Origin of the sequence: Kordia aestuariivivens, from assembly GCF_014397005.1 — a bacterium.
GTDB classification, from domain to species: domain Bacteria; phylum Bacteroidota; class Bacteroidia; order Flavobacteriales; family Flavobacteriaceae; genus Kordia; species Kordia aestuariivivens.
Genome location: NZ_JACGWS010000024.1, coordinates 19,801 through 39,783 on the forward strand (window position 1 = coordinate 19,801; position 19,983 = coordinate 39,783).

9 protein-coding genes are annotated in these 19,983 nt (G+C 35.1%); 7 read left to right on the forward strand and 2 right to left on the reverse strand.

Annotated elements, in window-relative coordinates; translation table 11 throughout:
• Positions 1-3 precede the first annotated feature (3 nt).
• From H2O64_RS23485 to H2O64_RS23515, 7 genes are all read left to right on the forward strand, one after another.
• Positions 4-1,953: a lanthionine synthetase LanC family protein gene (locus H2O64_RS23485; protein WP_187564692.1), complete on the forward strand. Its 1,950-nt coding sequence runs from the start codon at positions 4-6 to the stop codon at positions 1,951-1,953.
• Positions 1,950-8,444: a non-ribosomal peptide synthetase gene (locus H2O64_RS23490; protein WP_187564693.1), complete on the forward strand. Its 6,495-nt coding sequence runs from the start codon at positions 1,950-1,952 to the stop codon at positions 8,442-8,444. The genes H2O64_RS23485 and H2O64_RS23490 overlap by 4 nt, the downstream gene beginning before the upstream one ends.
• Positions 8,445-8,458: 14 nt before the next feature.
• Positions 8,459-10,195 carry an NAD(P)/FAD-dependent oxidoreductase gene (locus tag H2O64_RS23495; protein WP_187564694.1) on the forward strand — a complete coding sequence of 579 codons (1,737 nt, stop codon included), beginning with the start codon at positions 8,459-8,461 and terminating at the stop codon, positions 10,193-10,195.
• A gap of 21 nt (positions 10,196-10,216) precedes the next feature.
• Positions 10,217-14,044 carry a non-ribosomal peptide synthetase gene (locus H2O64_RS23500; protein WP_187564695.1) on the forward strand — a complete coding sequence of 1,276 codons (3,828 nt, stop codon included), beginning with the start codon at positions 10,217-10,219 and terminating at the stop codon, positions 14,042-14,044.
• Complete coding sequence (locus H2O64_RS23505) at positions 14,041-15,648, forward strand: MBL fold metallo-hydrolase (protein ID WP_187564696.1); 1,608 nt, start codon at positions 14,041-14,043, stop codon at positions 15,646-15,648. Before H2O64_RS23500 ends, H2O64_RS23505 begins: the two co-directional genes overlap by 4 nt.
• A 44-nt stretch (positions 15,649-15,692) precedes the next feature.
• A complete protein-coding gene (locus H2O64_RS23510; protein WP_187564697.1) occupies positions 15,693-17,489 on the forward strand; it encodes an ABC transporter ATP-binding protein in 1,797 nt (598 codons plus the stop codon).
• Between the two features lie 369 nt (positions 17,490-17,858).
• Positions 17,859-18,035, forward strand: a complete 177-nt coding sequence (locus tag H2O64_RS23515; RefSeq protein WP_187564698.1) for a hypothetical protein — start codon at positions 17,859-17,861, stop codon at positions 18,033-18,035.
• Between the two features lie 377 nt (positions 18,036-18,412).
• Here the strand turns inward: H2O64_RS23515 and H2O64_RS23520 are convergent, their stop codons facing one another.
• The gene (locus H2O64_RS23520) at positions 18,413-18,583 is read right to left on the reverse strand and encodes a hypothetical protein (protein WP_187564699.1); all 171 of its coding nucleotides are present in this window, start codon (positions 18,581-18,583) and stop codon (positions 18,413-18,415) included.
• 252 nt (positions 18,584-18,835) lie between these two features.
• The coding region (locus H2O64_RS23525) for a T9SS type B sorting domain-containing protein (RefSeq protein ID WP_187564700.1) at positions 18,836-19,983 on the reverse strand (1,148 nt) is incomplete at its 5' end.

The following is a 19,983-nucleotide window of genomic DNA, read 5'->3' on the forward strand; positions in this document are numbered from 1 at the left end:
GCAATGAAGGAAATAGCACAACTCAAACAAAGTCATTCGTCTGTCAACTCGGCAATTGATTCCTGCGAAATACTCTTGGAAAAACTAAAAGATGCGAAGACAGCAATCAATTCGGAAGAACTATTGCGAACTCTATTATTTCAGCTGGATTTGTACACCATACATTCAGATGAAAATCTGTTGAAAAGTGTTCATGAATTCATGGAATACTATCATGAAAACTGCCAAAAAAGCGATGATGATTACGCGTTCGGAACTGGGAAACTAGGATTTCTATATGTTGCAACAAGACTCTTTGAAATTGAAAAAGACAGACATTTTTTAGACAAAGCAATAGTACTCATAGAAGAAAGAATCAACAACTTTATCATTTCGCCATACACTAACAACTCTATTCATTCAGGACGTTCAGGTTCTCTTTTAGTGTTGAATTATTATGAGGATGTGACAAACGATCCGAAAGCCAAAATTTGGATAAAAGCGCTGTTGCAACAACTAATTTCGCAAGGACAATTCTCAGACAAAGGTGTGTTTTGGGAAGATCGTGTTGAAAAACTTCACGGATTATTAAATTTCGAATACGGAAATGCAGGAATTGGATATACATTTCTAAAACTAGGAAATAGGTATAAAAACGATGATTTTTTAACGCTTGCTAAGCAAATTTACAAACATCAATGTCAATTTTGGAATGCAGACTTAGGCTGGAAAGCAACGAAAAAAGGAATAGCTTCTGCGCCAACATACAAAGCTGCTCTAAAAGCCATACAAGAAGAAAATAGCACGTATTTTGAACCGCTACTTCACAACATATTTATTCAGGTTGGTGTGACAAAATTTTCGCTTCATCTCTGGAAAACTGTTCAGGATGATGCTTTAAAGTCTGCTGTGATAAAATATCTTGCGAATTGCAAAGAAGTATATCTGAACTCAAAAGCGCAACTCTCTATTAAAAAAGCACTCATGTTGGGAACGTTGTTTCTAGAAGCTGCAAAAATATTAGAAGACAATCAATATCTAACAGAAGCCAAAGAAATAGCCGATTTCATAAAAAATAAAGAGGTAGAAGAAACAAAAAATGATTTCGATTTCTGTGTTTTAAAAATAAAAATAGGGCACTTTCAGCTTGCGCTGGAAAACCCTCTGATAGATAATTCGTTAGTGCCAACATGTGATGTTGAAGCAAAAAACAATACAGAAAAACTCTTGAATCTTGACGTAAAAGAAAATTTACTCAAAAACACATTCAACAGAACGCTCACGTTTTTAAAAACGATTGATGAAAATCTAATCACTGAATATTTAGCACAACCAATAAAAGACAAAGCCGTTTTCGATTTCATTCTATTCATTAAAAAGAAACTAAGCGGATTTCCTCCAATTCAAAAAAAGCAACTCTCAGAAATATTAAAACTAGAAATCAGTCGCTACAACCTCAAAAAAGGAATTCAAAACTATGCGCACTTAGAAGCGAAAAACATTCATGCCTACCAAACGGTTCAAGCGTTATTTAACAAACCAGATGAGGAATTAGGAACTACGGTTCTTCAAATCAATAAAAATGCTAAAATGCTAACGACTGATTGGAATTGGGAAGTAAAACAAGGTGTTTTCTCAGTAGATTCCATACAAAATGAAGCGTCTAAAGCAAACGTATTCTTGCTTCCATATTACAAAAATATAGTGACGGAATACTGGCAAAATCCATACAATATCGTTTTAAATCATTTTGAAAATCAAACGGAAATAACGGCAGCGATCACTCAGATGAAACAATTCTATATAGCTAAAGATAAAATTTACATAGATAAATTTTGCCAATATATAATGGCAGAATCAACGTATGCTCTTCAACATTTAGATACGATCATCTTAAACATAATCAAAGAATACATGGCAATTGGACTATTAGAAATAGTTCCAAATGCTGCTAAAATTACGCTAGAAAAATGAATAGTAAAGAGCTCATAAATGCACTAAAAAAAGGGGAGATTTCGATAGAAAGCTATAAGAAATTGCTAGAAAATAAAAGCAATGAAACTGCTGTCGTAAAAGAAATACCAAATCAATTAGATGTTTTAAATGCTAAATTGAAACCAGTTTCGGCAGAAAAATGCATTCATGAAGTATTTGAAGAAATAGCCGAAAAATATCCGCACAAAATCGCGGTAAGTCATAACGATGAAAGCATTTCGTATGCTAATTTGAATAAAAAAAGCAATGCGTTAGCGCAAAGCATTCAAAAACGTGGAATCTTACCCGATGCAATTATCGGAATCTACATGAATCGATCCATCGAATCAATCATTGCAGTCTTGGGAATTCTAAAAGCAGGCGCAGCATTTCTGCCCTTAGATGTGAACTATCCAACCGCAAGAATTTCATACATCATTCAAAACAGTAAGCTAAAAATTGTTTTGACAAAAAAAGAGGTTCATGAAAAATTACAAACGGTAAAACAAGGAGCAAACATTGAAGAAATCATTCTAGAAGAAGTAGCCGAACCAGAAGTTTATAATCTTCAAAAAAACGCGACTTCAACAAATTTAGCATACATCATTTACACATCAGGAACCACAGGATTTCCAAAAGGTGTCATGGTACAACACAATGGATTTGTAACGATGATCACAGATCAAATACAAAGTTTCTCATGTACGGCAAACGATACCTTTGCGCAATTTGCTTCAATCTCATTTGATGCTTCCATTTACGAACTATTTTTAGCATTACTAAGTGGTGGAACGCTTGTCATTATTCCTGAAGACATAAAAAAGAATGGCAAACTATTACGAGACTATTTCATTCAAAAAGAAATCACAATAGCAACATTACCACCAACATTAGTGGCAACCATTCCGAAAGAAAAAAAATTACCACTAAAAACGTTGATCACTGCTGGAGAAGCCGCCAACATTGAAGACGTAAAACACTATTCAAAATACCTGACGTACATAAACGCGTATGGACCGACGGAAACTTCCGTTTGTGCTTCCAGTTACACGGTAAATCCGAATACTGATATAGAAGAAATTCCCATAGGAACACCGTTGAGTAATATTCAATTTCACATCTTAGACGTTAATTTAAAGCAAGTTGCTGTTGGAATTCCAGGCGAATTATACCTTTCGGGAATTGGCGTTGCGAGAGGTTATCTAAACAATCCTGAATTGACGCAAGAACGTTTTTCCATCATAAATGGCAAACGAAGTTACAAAACAGGCGATCGGGTTATTTGTAAACCTGACGGGAATGTGTATTTCTTGGGAAGAACAGATCATCAAATCAAAATAAGAGGATTTCGAGTAGATCCAGAAGAAATAGAAGTCGTTTTGCAAGAACAAGAAGATGTTCAGAATGCGACAATCATCGCCAAAAAAGTAAACGGAAACTTAAGTTTACTCGCGTATTATACGGCTGCTGAAAAAATAAAAAGTCAGGTTTTGAAATCGTTTTTACAAGATCGAGTTCCATCGTACATGCTTCCGCATTTTTTCATATTCATAGAAAAAATGCCGTTAACCTTAAACGGGAAAATTGATCGCGAACAGTTACGCAACAAAGAACTTGCACTCGATTTAGACAATCAATATGTGGCGGCTCAAAATGAAACAGAAAAAGAATTAGTAGCAATATGGGAAGACATTTTAGGAATTGATGCTGTTGGAGTAGAAGATAATTTCTTTGATTTAGGAGGCGATTCTATCAAAAATATTCAAGTCATCAACAAGGCTTCAAAATATGGATTGGATTTAAAAAATAAAGACCTTTTCAAACATCAAACCATTCAAGAACTTTCTAAAAATGTTGCTCTTTTCAAAAACAATGAAACTGAAACTAGCGATGTAAAACCAGCAGAAACTCTCAGTCAAGCTGAAATTGACGCGTTTATAGAAGAAAACAATCTCGTTGATCAAAAAGAAAACATTGAAGCCGTTTTTTCGTTGACTTCCTTGCAATTGGGAATTCTATACGAACATCTAAAAGCTTCAAATACAGGTTTATATTATCTGCAATCGCTTGTTACGATAGAAGAAAAAATCAATTACGAAATTTTTGAAGAAACGATTTCGGAAGTCATTGCACGCTATGACGCGCTTCGGACAGGTGTATTTTATCAAAATATTGCAAATCCGTTACAAGTAACGTTCAAAAAATGTGAACCCACTATTGAAATTTTAGATTGGCGAACAATTGAGCACAAAGAGGAAAAACTAAAACAAACGATTGCTTCTAGAAGGCGACACAGTTTTAACTTAAACAATCCGCCGTTATTTAGAATTTGTTTCATAGAATACGATGATACTACTGTAAAACTATTAGTAGAATCGCACCATATCTTAATGGACGGTTGGTCTAACGGAATCTTGCTGAAATATATCTTTAATAGCTATTCAAAAAAGAAATATCAAACACCATTCAATCCTGTTGCGCCTACTTTATACAGAAATTATGTAGCGCAATTAAAGCATACTCAAAACAAAACACAGGAAAAAATATTTTGGGAAGAACACTTAAAAGGATTTGATGAAATTACGCCCTTACCTTTAGAAAACTTAGACAACAAATTACAGCTGAAAAATGCGGTCATGCATAAAGAAACGAAGTTTTATAATGATTTAACAAACGCTGCAAAATTTACTTCTTTCTCACAATCGAACAGAATTACGCCAAACACAATTACGCTCACAGCATTCTTTATCTTACTGAAAAAACTAACCAATAAAGATGATATTTTAATTGGTGGAATCAGCTCAGGGCGATCGCTGCGCGGAATTGACACCAAAGATTCTGTCGGATTGCACGTAAATACAACGCCATTTCGTGTGTCTATGCAAGATTCACAACTGATTGATGATTTCCTAAAAAACATCCAAGAAACAAGCTTACAACGCTTAGAATACGAACACACTTCCATTGCAGATATCTATTCCTATTGCGATTACAAATCGCCCGAAGGTTTATTTCAGATTCTATATGGTTTTCAGAATTTTCCAAAATATCAGGTTAAAAATCAGGAAACTAAAATTAAAATTTCCAAATTAGAAACCATCGAGCAAGATCATTATCCGTTGGGATTTGCGTTCTCGTTTAGCGACAATTTGGAAGTAACTGTAAATTATGATACAAATCGATATTCCGAAAAAACAATTGATACATTCATCTACTATTTCAAAAATATCATTGCATCAATCTTGCAAAAAGTAGAAAACGAAACCGTTGCGACACTTCCAATTCTCAAAGAAAAAGACATTCAACAAGTAGTCTATGATTGGAATGCAAACGCGTCGCCGATTCCAACGATGTGCATGCATGAAGCGGTGGAAAAATACGCAAAGCAAAATCCAAATGCAATTGCGGTTCAAGATGCTTTCAAAAGTATTTCGTACAGTGAATTAAACACAAAGAGCAATCAACTCGCAACCTACTTACAAGCGCAAAACATCAAAAAAGGAGATTCGGTAGCAGTTTACCTAGAACGTTCTGTAGATGTCATCATTGCTATCACTGGAATCATGAAAGCTGGTGCCGTATATGTTCCGATTGCGATTGCTACGCCTGAAAAACGAATTGCGTATATCTTGGAAAATGCGAACGCAAAAACACTCATTACACAAGAAAATCTTCAAGAAAAAACACAAGCTTTTCAAAAGGATTTGCAGCACATTATTACGTTTGATTCTGATAGAATTAACGAATATGAAAACAATAATTTAGAAGCTGTTTTGCCTACGGACATTGCATACATCATTTACACATCAGGTTCTACGGGCGTTCCGAAAGGTGTTCCGATTGCGCATCGATCATTTGTAAACATGATTGTAGATAAAATCAAGCGATTCGACGTTCAACAAAAAGATGTATTATCGCAAATTACTTCATTATCTTTTGATGCTTCGCTGTCTGAAATATTTCTAGCATTATTTGCAGGTTCAAAATTGGTGATCATTCCCGAAAACGTCAAAAAATCAGGGACAGAAATTATAGCATATCTAAAAACACATCAAATTACGGTGAGTACATTAACACCAGCGTACATTTCGGTATTAGATAAAAAAGAAAAATTACCGCTCAGAACGTTGATTTCAGGAGGCGAAAAAGCGAAAACGGAAGATGTTGCACATTATACCAAATACCTAAATTACATCAATGCGTATGGACCAACGGAAGCGTCGATTTGTGTGTCTTGTTATAAAGTAAAATCTGAAAATATTGGACAAAACATCCCGATTGGAAAACCATTGGCGAACACAAAATTATATGTATTGGATAAGCATGAAAACCCGCAACCAATTGGTGTTCCGGGCGAATTATATATTGGTGGAGTTGGATTAACGAATGGTTATTTAAACAAAAATGAACTCACGAAAAAAGCATTCATAAAAAGTCCTTTTGCAAATGCTGAAACGATCTACAAAACAGGAGATCTTGTAAAATGGTTGCCAGATGGAAATTTATTGTTCTTAGAAAGAGCAGATTTTCAAGTGAAAATTAGAGGACATCGCATCGAATTGGGCGAAATTGAAAATACGCTACAAAAACATGCTGACGTAAAAGAAAATGTAGTCATTCATAAAACATCGAATACTGAATCCTTTTTAATCTGTTTCTATTGTGCTGAAAATAATGCAGAATTGGATAGCTTGAAGCTAAAGTCGTTCTTAAAAACGCATCTGCCAGACTATATGATTCCTGCAAAATTCATCAAACTAGAAGTGTTGCCATTGACGACCAACGGGAAAATTGATCTTAAAAAATTAAAATCATATCAAGTTACGTTTGCTTCATCCAAAGAAATTGTTGCGCCGACAAACGAAACAGAACGCAAACTTGCTGAAATCTGGAAAAATGAATTAAAAATAGCGCAGTTAAGTATACACGATAATTTCTATGAACTTGGTGGCGATTCTATCAAAATCATGAAAATCTTAGGACAGATTCAACACGAATTTGGTCAAAAAATTGAAATCAATGTATTTTCAGACAATGCAACAGTTGCAATGTTGGCAAGCGTGCTCAGTGCTCATAAAAATAGTGATAGCCAACAAATTCAACCTGCGCCAGTTGCGGAATATTATCCAATGTCCAATACGCAATTACGATTTTGGATGCAATACCAAATGGGTTTAAAAATCGTAGCAAACAGCATCAGTGTTTTTAACCTGAATGAAGAAATAGATAAAGAAACTTTTGAGTTGGCAATTAATCTTTGCATTCAGAAACATGAAATCTTAAGAACTGCTTTTATTGAAATCGAGAAAACTCCAAAACAAAAAATACTTCCCGCAACTGCTTTTGAATTTTTCTTGTCTTCGCAAGATATAACTCGGAGTGAAGACTGGAAAAAGGAAGTGATTCAATTGGCAAATAAAGTGTCTTCTGAACCATTTGATTTGTCAAATCCGCCATTAATAAAAGGACAATTACTAAAAGTAAAACAGGAAAAATATGTTTTCTTATTAACCTTACATCACAGTATTGTTGATGGTTGGTCTATAAAATTACTATTTGAAGAAATCACAGAGAACTATAAAAAACTACGCGAACAAACAACGTACAAACCAACTCCTTTGCGAATTCATTACAAAGATTACAGTGTTTGGTTACAATCGCAATTGGCTGGAGATTTAGGAGCAAAAGCATTGGGTTTCTGGAAGAACCAGTATTCAAATGGTGTGAAAGATTTTCACTTTCCAACAGATTACGAACGAAAAAAAGAAAAAACGACCGAAGGCAAACGCATCGCTTTAGAAATACATCAAGATAAATTTTCTAAACTGAAAGAAATTGCAGAAACTGAAAATGCAAGTTTATATATGGTGCTTTTAAGTCTCATAAATGTCAGTTTGGCGCGGCACACAAATAGCAATGAAATTACGGTAAGAACACCAGTTCATGGACGTTTTCATTTGGATTTACAAAATCAGATTGGTCCGTATATCAATAGTATTCCTGTGCGTACGGAAATTCGCGGAGCAGAAACGTTTCAAGGATTGATAAAAGCGAATAAAGAATTTATGTTGCAAGTGTTCAATTATCAATTCTATCCGATTGATAAACTTGCCAGTGACTTAAATGTAAAACGATATTACGATCGAATGCCTTTTTCGGATGTTGTGGTTGTGATGCAAAACAAAGATATGATCGATACCAATTTGCAAGAAGATGATGTTTCTGCTGCAGATTTAAGTGATTCAGGAATCATAAGCATGGTTGATTTACGAATTGAACTCAATGAATTGGAAGATTCACTTCAGATTGCACTCGATTATAATAGTGATTTATTCAAACCAAGTACGATACAGGAACTTGCAGATACGATCATTTTACTAACCGATGAAATTATTAAAAACCCTACGATTCAGATTGATGCATTAAAAAAAGATACAAGCAATCAAGAAATTAAAAAATCATTTGATTTTGATTTCTTCTTTGACAATTAAAAAAAAGCAATGTTATGAAACCAAAAAAGAAAAAGTATGACGTTATCATTTGTGGTGGTGGTTTAGCTGGACTTACCTTGGCAAGACAACTAAAAGTAACGTTTCCAGAACTCGCTACCTTAGTGATTGAAAAACAGTCATTTCCAAAACCTATTGCGACGTTCAAAGTAGGAGAGTCTACGACCGAAATTGCTTCTTTCTACTTAAAAGAAGATTTGCAATTGGACTCTTATTTTAAAAATGCACACTATAAAAAACTAGGTTTTCGATTTATTTTGGGCGATAGCAATCAAAAGTGGACAGACCGACCCGAAATAGGATTGTCTGACTTTCCACCGTACGATTCGCTTCAGATGGATCGCGGCGTGCTGGAAAACGATCTATACAGCATCAACAAATTAAGTGGTGTTGAAATTATTGATGCAACAGCGATCAAAGACATATTAATTCATGAAGATGCGCAAGATAATATTGTGCAAATCAAAACCGAAGACCAAGAACTCGATTTGCATTGTCGTTGGGTAATTGACGCAATGGGAAGACGTTTATTTTTTCACGAAAAATTCAAGCTCACCAAAAAAATGGAAATCGCGCACAATGCGGTGTGGTTTCGTGTAAAAGGCAGGTTTGATATGGATGATATTGTCAGTAACGAAAACAGAACCTATCACAATCATGTGCCTAACAAAAACAGGTTTTACTCTACGTTTCACATTATGGGACCAGGGTATTGGGTTTGGCTCATTCCGTTAAGTTCCGGACATACAAGTATTGGTATTGTAGCTTCGGAAGCGTATCACGAACAAAGTACATTTAGTACAAAAGCAAAAGCAACGACTTGGTTAGAAACATACGAACCTGATGTGGCGAAACACTTAGAAAACTTCAAAATGGAAGATTTCCTGCGCAATAGAAATTACAGTCATTCTGCCACCGAAGTTGCGTCCATAAATAGATGGGCGTGTACGGGAGAAGCTGCCGTTTTTGCTGATCCATTATACTCTGTCGGTTCCAATATGATTGCGTATGAGAACACCTGTATAGTGGATTTAATCAGAAAAGATTTAAACAATTCATTAGAAGAAAATCATGTGCAACGATTGAGTCAATTTGTAATTTCTCAAAATGAATGGCTCATTGATCACATTCAAGGTTCGTATCCGTATTTAGGACATCCACAAGTATATACGCTAGCGTATTTATGGAGTGTTGTCATTGGTTGGTCGTTAGATTGTCCGCAAATGTTCAACAAAACGTTCTTGGATTTGACTGTGAAAACGCAATTAGACAAAGAAAATGCCAACATAATTTTTGCGCTTGGGCGGATGAAACAGCTCTTTAAAGATTGGTACAATGTGGCAAATAATACGTTCACCTTTGACTATATCGATTACTTGAAAATTCCGTTCATTCTGGAAATCTTCAAGAAGAACTTGGAACCTAATAAATCGCTGGAAACCTTAATCGCAGACAGAATTCACACAGTAGAATTATTAGAAGAATTTGCGCAAGTAATCTTTTTAATTGTTGTGAAAGATGTCATGCCTGAGAAATTACACCTATTTCAAGAACCAGTTTGGTTAAATGTCAACGCCATCAGTTTAGATGCAGATTCTTGGGAGAAAGATGGTTTGTTTGAACCGAAAACAACGCCAAGAAACTTGAAAAATATTGAAAATCAAATCCTTGAAGTCATTCAATATAAAAGTCAAACCAAAGAAAAAATCGATTTAGACATCTCTATATTTTAAAAATTAAAGCCCTTAATTGCTATGAATACAAACAGTGCTTCAGAATTCTCAAAAAATACATCATGGACAGCCGAAGAAGAAGTCCACTTTTCATTTAAACAAAAAAATAGTACGGATCAAAACGAAAAATCAACGTTTGCATTTGAAATCGATGCCGCAAAGCATCCAGCTTTTTTCAAACTGGCAAAAACGAATGAAACCATCTCGTTGGTGGTACTTTTTTCGGCTTTTTCAATGTTGATGCGAAAATATACGTTTCAGGAAAATATCGTGATTAACACGCCACATTTAGAGGGCGTTGAAAATGACCCGCTTCACATTCCAGTCTCATTACATGTTGATACCAACAGAAGTTTCAAAGAACATTTAAAAATGTGTCAAGAAACCTTGAAAGACTTATATAGCAAGCAAAAAAGCGATCTTCTCAGTAAAGGTTCTACCAGTAATGTGTTATTTATCTATGAAAATGTACATGACAAACCCTTGCAAAATGGTGTTGATTTTATGTTTGCATGTGCGATAAAAGATGACAAATTGCGTGTGAACATAAACTATGATTCATCTTGTTATGAAGCGTATTTTATTGAAAACATAATAACACATTTTAATGCGTGTTTAGAAATATTTCAAAAGCCAGATACATTCCTAAATCAGGTTGATATTGTTTCTGGTGAAGAAGAAAACACCATTATCAATCTATTTAATAATACAGCAAAAAAGTACGATTCAGATAAAACACTCATTGATTTATTTGAAGAAAAAGTAATTTCAAATACTGATACACACGCAGTTATTTACAAAGGAACTAAACTTAGTTACGCGCAATTGAATAATCGTGTAAATACACTAGCTGACTTCTTAATAGAAGACTACGATTTAAAAGAAGGCGAATGTGTAGGATTAATGTTAGAACGTTCGGATTTATGGTTAATTTCACTTTTGGCAATTTGGAAATGTGGTGCTGTATATGTTCCTTTAGACCTTAAATTACCTGTGGAACGTAGAGATGCAATACTTTCCAAAACGAACGCTAATTTTTTAATTACAGACAGCGATTCCATGTTTGAATTGCAAGAATTCACAGGGAATTTTATTGCTGTTGATATTCAAGTTGAATTTGATGATGCTGCAGAAGTTGTATTTGAAAATAAATCGAATAAAGAGCAAACGGCGTACATCATTCATACGTCGGGTTCCACTGGAGAACCAAAAGCGATTCCAATAAAACACAAAAGCATTTCAGACAGAATGCTATATCATGTAGATTATTTGGAGCTTACGAATCATACAGTGTTGCAATTTGCATCCATTTCGTTTGATGCGTCTTTAGTGGAAATATTTATGGCATTAATTGCAGGAAACACACTTGTCATTGCTTCCGAAAGAGAAAAAAATGACACCAATGTATTGACTAAATTACTAGAAACACACGATGTAAATGTGGTTATTTTTCCGCCGTCGTACCTTAAAATTCTAAACAAAAGAGAATTACCAACCTTACAAAAAATAATTACCACAGGCGAAAAAGCGTCTATAAACGATTGTATTCATTACTCGCAAACAAAAGATGTGTACAATGGTTATGGACCAAGTGAAACCTGTATTGGAGCGAGTTTTTATAAAATTTCGTACGACAAAAAAGACTTCTATGAAAACAATAGTGTTCCGATTGGAGAACCGTTTGCAAACACGACTATTTTATTACTGAATGAAGATGCGAAGTTAACGCCAATTGGATTGCAAGGAGAGATTTGTGTGGCAGGTGTAGGATTGTCTGATGGATATCTGAATAATGACGATTTAACCGCGGAAAAATTTATCACAACGTCCTATTTGAATGGCGCTAGAGTCTACAAAACGGGAGATTATGCAACATTCTCCAACGATGGAACGCTGAATTTTAACGGTCGTATGGATTCGCAAGTGCAACTGAACGGAATTCGTGTAGAATTGCATGAAATTGAAGAAGCAATCACGACACATAACGCAGTTAAAAATGCAGTTGTGATTGTACATGAAACTGTTGGCAAAAAGCAATTAATCGCTTTTGTGGAAACGGTTACCGAAATAAATTCAGAAACGCTAAAATCGTATCTGTCTAAAATAATTCCGCCGTACATGCTTCCGAATACATTTATGTATTTCGCTGCTTTTCCTGTTAATAATGCTGGGAAAGTAGATGTCAAAACATTAAAAAAGCAAATTAAAACGTCTTCGAAAACAACGGTTTCAAAAGAAATTATAGAACCTACCACTGAATATGAAAAGCATATCACAACTATTTTTGAAGAAGTTTTGTTAGAAAAACCTTTTAGTATAACGGGGAGTTTTTTCGAATATGGTGGAAACTCTCTAAAAGCAATTCAGGTAGTTTCGGAAGTCTACAAATTAACAGGAATTACAATTGATGTGCGTGATGTTTTTGATTACTCTACACCGCAATTGCTCGCCAAACACACCGAAAATTACAACAAAAAGGAGGAAATCATTTCACCTGTTTCTAATGATACGAGCATATATGATATTTCCTTTAATCAGAAACGTTTCTTAGGATTTGAAAAAAGCTTTAGAGCGATGAGTAAAGGCGCGCCAAACAATGCTTTTCCAGGTTCATTCAAGCTTATTGGAAATTTGAATGTCACTGCATTTGAAAAAGCGTTGTACCATATTGTGCAAAGACACGAAAGTTTACGAACCTTATTTGTGGAAATGGAAGACGGAGAATTAAAACAGCAAGTTTTTGACACCGCCGAAAAGACGTTTAGCTATAACTATCATGATTTAACAGATGAAGCTGCTCAAAAAGAAAAAATTGAGGAACTTCTAGATGTAGAAGACAAAACGTCTATCGATTTATTTAATGGACCGTTACTACGCATCCGATTAATCAAAAAAAGTGCTGAAGAACACTTACTTATTTTAGTCATACATCATATTGTTTCAGATGGTTGGTCCATGAATGTTTTATTCGACGAATTATTTGATACCTATAACAATTTTTGTCAAAACAAAGATGCGACGCTAAAACCATTGGACATTCACTACAAAGAATTTGCCTATTGGAAAAACGATAAAATCAACAAAGGCGAACTAGAAAATTCTAAAGAATTTTGGTTTTCATACCTGAAAGATCTAACACAAGCACTAGACTTTCCGCACACAGTAGAAGCCACGTCTTTTGAAATTTACAATGGTTTTGATCATGAAATTCTATTAGATGAAACATTTACACAAACACTCAGAAAACAAGCGGCAAGCTACAACACCACGATTTTTACACTGTTAGTAGCTGGACTCAAGTTATTAATTCATGGTGTCACCAATAAAAAAGATGTTGCCATTGCCAGTGTAAATGCGGGAAGAGAGCATAAAGCGTTGAACAATCAAATTGGGTATTACGCAAACGATACTATTTTTAGAACGAACATGGATGCGTCCCAAACGGTTTCAGAATATGTGCACAGCATCAAGAAAAATATATTAGATGTATTTTCACATCAAAACTATCCGTACAGTCTTTTAGTAGATCAACTAGAATTTGCAGAATGTCCTATCGGGATCGGAATTGAAAATTTCACCAAAGTTGGCAACAATGTACAAATGGAAGGAATCTCTTTAACTACTGAAACTACATCTGTCTATAAATGGTTTGGACGCAGTTTTTCTTTCAATTTTACAGAACACGAAGACACAATTACGCTCAAAGTGGTTTACAATTCAAGTAGATTTACATTGCAAGATTCTAAAGAGAAAGCGAATCAGTATGTCCAAATACTAAATTTATTATTAGAAGATGATCATCAAGTCTTAAATGACATTATTAACACAGTAAATACAGCTTCATCATGAACGATAATGTATACCTAAAGCCAAATGTAGTTATTGAACCTTTATTAAATAGATGGTATTGTTGGTCGCACTTAATATCGCCAGCTACTGCGTCAAAAATTGTAAAAGAACGGAATCTGAAAATACTAAAATCCTATATTCAGTCACCTCAAATACACAAAGCAGCCACTAAAAATCCAAAACTATTAGGCGGACCTTTTATGGATTATCCAACAAATCGAAAGGAAGATATTATAAAACTAAAAGAAAAAACAGAAACCAAACAAGGACAAATGATTCTTCTAGCGGATGCAATAACCGATTTAGAAGAACTCCTTAAAAATGAAGCGGACGGACATTCTTTAGATGATTTATATGCCAAAATTCCCGCGCCTTTAAAAGGTTATGTCGAATTGGTGTATGATTTAAACAACAATCCTTCGTATAACATCTTTGAAAGTTTACTCTACAAAAGTGACTATTACGATGACAACATGCAAAGTATTGCACTTTGGATTACCGATAACGACGACAGACCATTTGTACTAAGTACGCCAAGATTGGATGAAGAATACATTACACACTTGGAAATTCCGTTTGCAGACAAAGCAATTGATAAACTGTGTAAAATGAAAAAAGAAGCAGGATCTTTCACGGAAATTGCCGAATTGTTAAACCGTACAAAGGATTCGCTTTTTGCTTCTTTCTTTACAGAAGATGAACCTCCGAAATATCAAAAATATGAAGGCGATCACATTCGGATGCGCTACTTTGGACACGCGTGTATCTTAATAGAAACCAAAGAAGTAAGCATTTTGGTTGATCCTTTAATCAGTTATTACGGTTATTTATCAGAAGTTGATCATTTTTCAGATGTAGATTTGCCCGATGAAATCGACTATGTTTTAATCACGCATAATCATCAAGATCATGTAATGCTAGAAACATTATTGCCGTTACGACACAAAATCAAAAACATTGTCATTCCGCGTGGCGGAAACGGAACCTTACAAGATCCAAGCCTAAAAATGATGTTTCAAAACATAGGTTTTCATAACATTGTTGAAGTAGACATTATGGAAAGTTTTACGTCCGAACATTGTACAATTACGGGAGTTCCATTTTTGGGTGAACACTGTGACTTAAACATTCCGACAAAACTGTGTTTTCATGTTGAAATCGCAAATTTCTCGATGCTTTTTGTGGCGGATTCGTGCAATATAGAAAACGAAATCTATAAAAAAGTACACGAAATCATAGGTGATACAGACGTTATCTTTCTAGGAATGGAATGTGAAGGCGCACCATTATCGTGGATTTACGGACCGTATTTAACAGAGAAAATTCCTAAAGAAATGGATCAATCCAGAAGACTCTCAGGTTCCAATGCGGAACGCGGAATGGGCTTGGTCAATATCTTCAATCCATCCGAAGTATATGTCTATGCAATGGGAATGGAGCCGTGGTTAAAATATATCAGTAGTATAAAATACACGGAAGAATCCATCCCGATTATCGAATCGAATGCCTTAATAAAGCAATGTCAAGACAAAGGAATCATCTCGGAAAGACTCTTTGGCGAAAAAGAAATCTTATACGATAAAAAAGGGAACACGAATTCTTGATCTAAAAGTAAAAACTCATATTTAACGTATCATAAAAAAATAAAATGGCCGAAAAAAAATCAACTGAAAAGCCTTTGAAGAAAAAGAAAACTTCATCGAAATATAATTTTTATACGTTTATCAAACCGTATCGTTTTGTATTTGCGGCGGGAATGTTCTTTTTGCTACTTTCCAGTATTACAATGATGTTATTTCCATATCTCATAGGACAATTATTAGGACAAGACGTTGGGAATTCTGTGGAGAGTTCAACAGCTTTTGTAAACCTAGATGACACAAGTACCTTAGTCACGGTACTATTTGTCGTTTTTGGCGCGCAAGCAATTTTTTCCTTTTTCAAAATCTACTTATTTGGATACTTTACCGCAAATACGCTCAAAGACATTCGGATCAAATCGTTTACAAAAATGATTACGTCGCCGCTTCAATTTTTCAATGAAAACAAAGTAGGAGAGCTGACGAGTAGAGTTGCGACGGATATTGAATTACTCCGAGAAACCTTCAACACTACCTTATCCACTTTCGTGGGACAAATCATAACCGTAGTCATCAGCTTGATGATTCTGTTTTTTATGTCGCCTAAACTGTGTCTCATTACACTTGCGGTCGTGCCTGTAGTTGCGTTGTTTGGAATGTTTTTTGGGAAATTTATCAAAAAAGTATCGATGGAAACACAGGATTCCGCAGCAAAATCGAATGCTATCTTAGAAGAAAGTTTAGTCGGAATCTCCAATGTAAAATCGTTTGTCAATGAATTTTTTGAAATCATAAAATATAAAAAAACAGTATTGGAAGTACGAGATAAAACCATGAAAATTGTCACTTGGCGCGGAATATTCGGAACCTTAATTACTTTCTGTATGTTTGGCTCAATTGTATTTGTCATTTGGCAAGGAAAATTGATGGTTGAAAGCAATCAAATCAGTGGAAAACATTTCATTAGTTTTATATTGTACACCATTTTTGTGGGCGGATCTATTGGGAGTTTACCAGACTTATATGCCAAAATACAGCAAGCGCTTGGCGCGACGGAAAGTCTCATGAAAATCTTAGATGGAACTACCGAAAAATTAGCGCTTCAACACATAAAAAATCCATTAAACCTAAAAGGAAATGTAACCTTTGAAAATGTAAACTTTGCCTACGATTCCCGATTGGATATTGAAGTCATCAAAAACATTTCGTTAAACGTAAAAGAAGGACAACAAATTGCGTTGGTTGGACCATCGGGTTCTGGGAAATCGACTTTATCTTCATTGCTATTACAATTTTACAAACCGAGTTCGGGAAGTATTCTTTTTGACGGAAAACCTGCGGATCAATTTGAATTGAGTAAACTCAGAAACGAAATGGCGCTCGTTCCACAAGAAGTTATTCTATTTGGCGGAACTATTGAAGAAAACATCATTTACGGAGACTTAAATGCTTCCAAAGAAGAAATCATCAAAGCTGCAAAAGACGCGAATGCACATGACTTTATCATGAGTTTCCCTGATGGTTATGAAACCTATGTGGGCGACAGAGGCATTCAACTTTCTGGAGGACAAAAACAGCGAATTGCCATTGCGAGAGCGATCTTGAAAAACCCTTCTATCTTAATACTAGACGAAGCAACAAGTTCACTCGATTCTGAATCAGAATTACTCATACAAGATGCTTTAGATCGATTAATGATTGGACGAACTTCATTCATCATTGCACATCGCCTTTCAACCATTAAAAATTGCGATACCATTTTAGTCTTAAAAAATGGACAAATCCACGAAACTGGAACACATGATGAATTAATTAATATCGAAAACGGTTTGTATAAAAATTTGAGTGAATTGCAATATCAATAGTCAAATGGTTTTTCTTCAAGACATATAAATGCGCATCTTTTTGAAAAACAATAATTTGGCCGTTATCACAAGGGGAATCATAGCGTATAATGCCCAATTCATTATAGGCTAGGCCTAAATAAAATCTAAACGAATTAAACTTTAGAATAAATTTCTAAGCATTACACTGGGTTTAGTTAAAAGACGAAGATTTATTCTATAGAAGAGTTCAAACTTTCTCTTATAAGATAGCTAATGTGCTTGTGATGAGCGGAATAAAAAGTGCAGCAGATATGACGAATGTTTTATGAAATGTAGTTGATTTCATTAATTAATATAAAATAATCATTATATTTATTCTAATTTATTTTAACCAAAAATACTAAAATCATGAAAAAATCACTTTTAAATTTGAAAGGCGCTCAAGAACTATCTAAAAATGAGCAAAAAGGTATTGTTGCAGGTATACGTTTATCTCGCGGATGTGGTGGAGATGGCTCATTTATATTCGTTAATGGTCAGAAAGTTTGTTGTTATATACCATGGAGTGGTTATTATATCTGCTAACATTTCTTTAATTAAATCTTAAGAAATTAAAATTCTAATTGAATTTTTATAGTAAACCGCTTTAAAAATATTTTTAAAGCGGTTTTTTTATAATATAAATTCTCAGTCTTTAAAGTTTTATAGCTAGTGTATGCCTTTAAACGATATCTAGAGGATCATTTATAGCAGACTATATTAAATGAATTAGACGAAACTAATGACGCAGGATAGTTAGTAACAAAAAACCTTTTATCACACAAAGAAATTGCAAACCTTACCAAAATACTTCACGACAAACGGTTAGTAATGTATTAAGCACGATGCGAAAAGATGGAATCATAAATTATGATGTTCAATTCATTTCAGGCATTCAATAAGAATATTATAAAAGCGTCCTTTTAAAGAATTCGTAATATTTCTCTAACTTTTGATGAGTTTATTGCAGAATTCGCAATAAAATAGTTTCCGAAACCTTCTCGCAGCAACGCAACATGCTTTCGGTGAACTTCGGAACCTTCTCGCAGCAATGCGGCAAGCTTTCGGGGAACTTCGGCACCTTCTCGCAGCACTGCAGCAAGCTTTCGGGACGTTTGAATAACGTCAATACCATTTAAAAACACATAAAATGTCGCCTGAAGTAACTATCCACTATTTAAGTCTTTTCTGCCTTTCAGAATAGGTTAACTTTCCTATTCATACAATGATTTTGAAGAGTATTTCTGCTACTTTGAAGTGCTTTTTTTATTAAAAAAGCATTACATAAATGTTCCATACCTTTAAAATATAGAATGCTCGTATGTTTTTTATTTCTTCTGTTTAAATTATCGCTTCAATGTAAAATGATTGATAAACTCTTTTGGATTCCCATCAAATGGATCTACATATTCTACTCTAAACCAGTAATCTGCTGATGGCATTGGCGTTCCGTTGTAGGTTCCGTCCCATCCTTGTCCTGCAGGACTAATCTGTTTGAGGAGTTTTCCATAACGATCAAAGATGTAAATCTTCGCTGCTGGCTGATTCTGTAATCCGATGATATTCCATGTTGGATTAAACGCATCACCGTTTGGTGTGAAGAATTCCATAAAGTCTATCAGTCCAATGGTTCTTACCAGTTCACCACAACCATTGGTATCTCTCACCGTAATGGTATGCTGTCCTGGTTGTAAATCAAAGAACTCTCCTGTGGTTTGCCACTGTCCATCATCCAATTGATATTCATAGTTCCCTGAACCACCTGTTGCCGTTGCCACCACATTGTGTGTATCTGAAAACGCGGGTGTGGTTACTGCAATATCAAGCGTGCTTGGCGCTGAAGATGCGGTGTAAGTTACACTATCACTAGAGTTACAATTCGTTGGATTGTTCTGATCGGTAACTATTACCGAATACGTTCCTGCCTGATCTACTGTTACTGTTGCACTGGTTTCAGTTCCACTTGGTGTGGTCCACTGATAGGTGAATCCTGCGCCAAAGTCTACTCCGATGGTTCGTGGGTCTAAGGCTTGTCCTGTAGTTGCATCCACACATAAGATATCATCTTCTGGCAGGCTAAACACAGGTAATGGATTGACTTGTAAATTCACTAAGATCGGATCTGAAAGACAACCTGTAATGGCTTGTCGAACGCGTGCAAACAAAGTCTGCGGATTCGATGTGTTCGTATACGTTGTTGTGTTTGCAATCGCATTGCTATCTGCATCTGCATCAGCGGCTGTTTCATAATACGATACTGCCATATCTGCTTGTCCATTTATGATGGTCACATCAAGTGAAGTTAAATCAAATACGGCTGTATCCTGATCTGCCTCATTTGTTGCACATTCTTCATACGTTGGTGGTGCTGTCGCTGTTGGAATTGGTTCTACAATGAGTTCTAAACTTGCAATGTTATTGGTGTTCACACATCCAGTAATGGTATTCTCCACACGGATAAAGACCGTTTGTGGATCGATGGTGTTTTCAAAAC

What these genes read in the sequence shown, in the direction of transcription:
- H2O64_RS23495 (WP_187564694.1), top strand. Translation starts at nt 8,459, where the DNA reads ATGAAACCAAAAAAGAAAAAGTATGACGTTATCATTTGTGGTGGTGGT.
- H2O64_RS23490 (WP_187564693.1), top strand. Translation starts at nt 1,950, where the DNA reads ATGAATAGTAAAGAGCTCATAAATGCACTAAAAAAAGGGGAGATTTCG.
- H2O64_RS23515 (WP_187564698.1), top strand. Translation starts at nt 17,859, where the DNA reads ATGAAAAAATCACTTTTAAATTTGAAAGGCGCTCAAGAACTATCTAAA.
- H2O64_RS23510 (WP_187564697.1), top strand. Translation starts at nt 15,693, where the DNA reads ATGGCCGAAAAAAAATCAACTGAAAAGCCTTTGAAGAAAAAGAAAACT.
- H2O64_RS23485 (WP_187564692.1), top strand. Translation starts at nt 4, where the DNA reads ATGAAGGAAATAGCACAACTCAAACAAAGTCATTCGTCTGTCAACTCG.
- H2O64_RS23505 (WP_187564696.1), top strand. Translation starts at nt 14,041, where the DNA reads ATGAACGATAATGTATACCTAAAGCCAAATGTAGTTATTGAACCTTTA.
- H2O64_RS23500 (WP_187564695.1), top strand. Translation starts at nt 10,217, where the DNA reads ATGAATACAAACAGTGCTTCAGAATTCTCAAAAAATACATCATGGACA.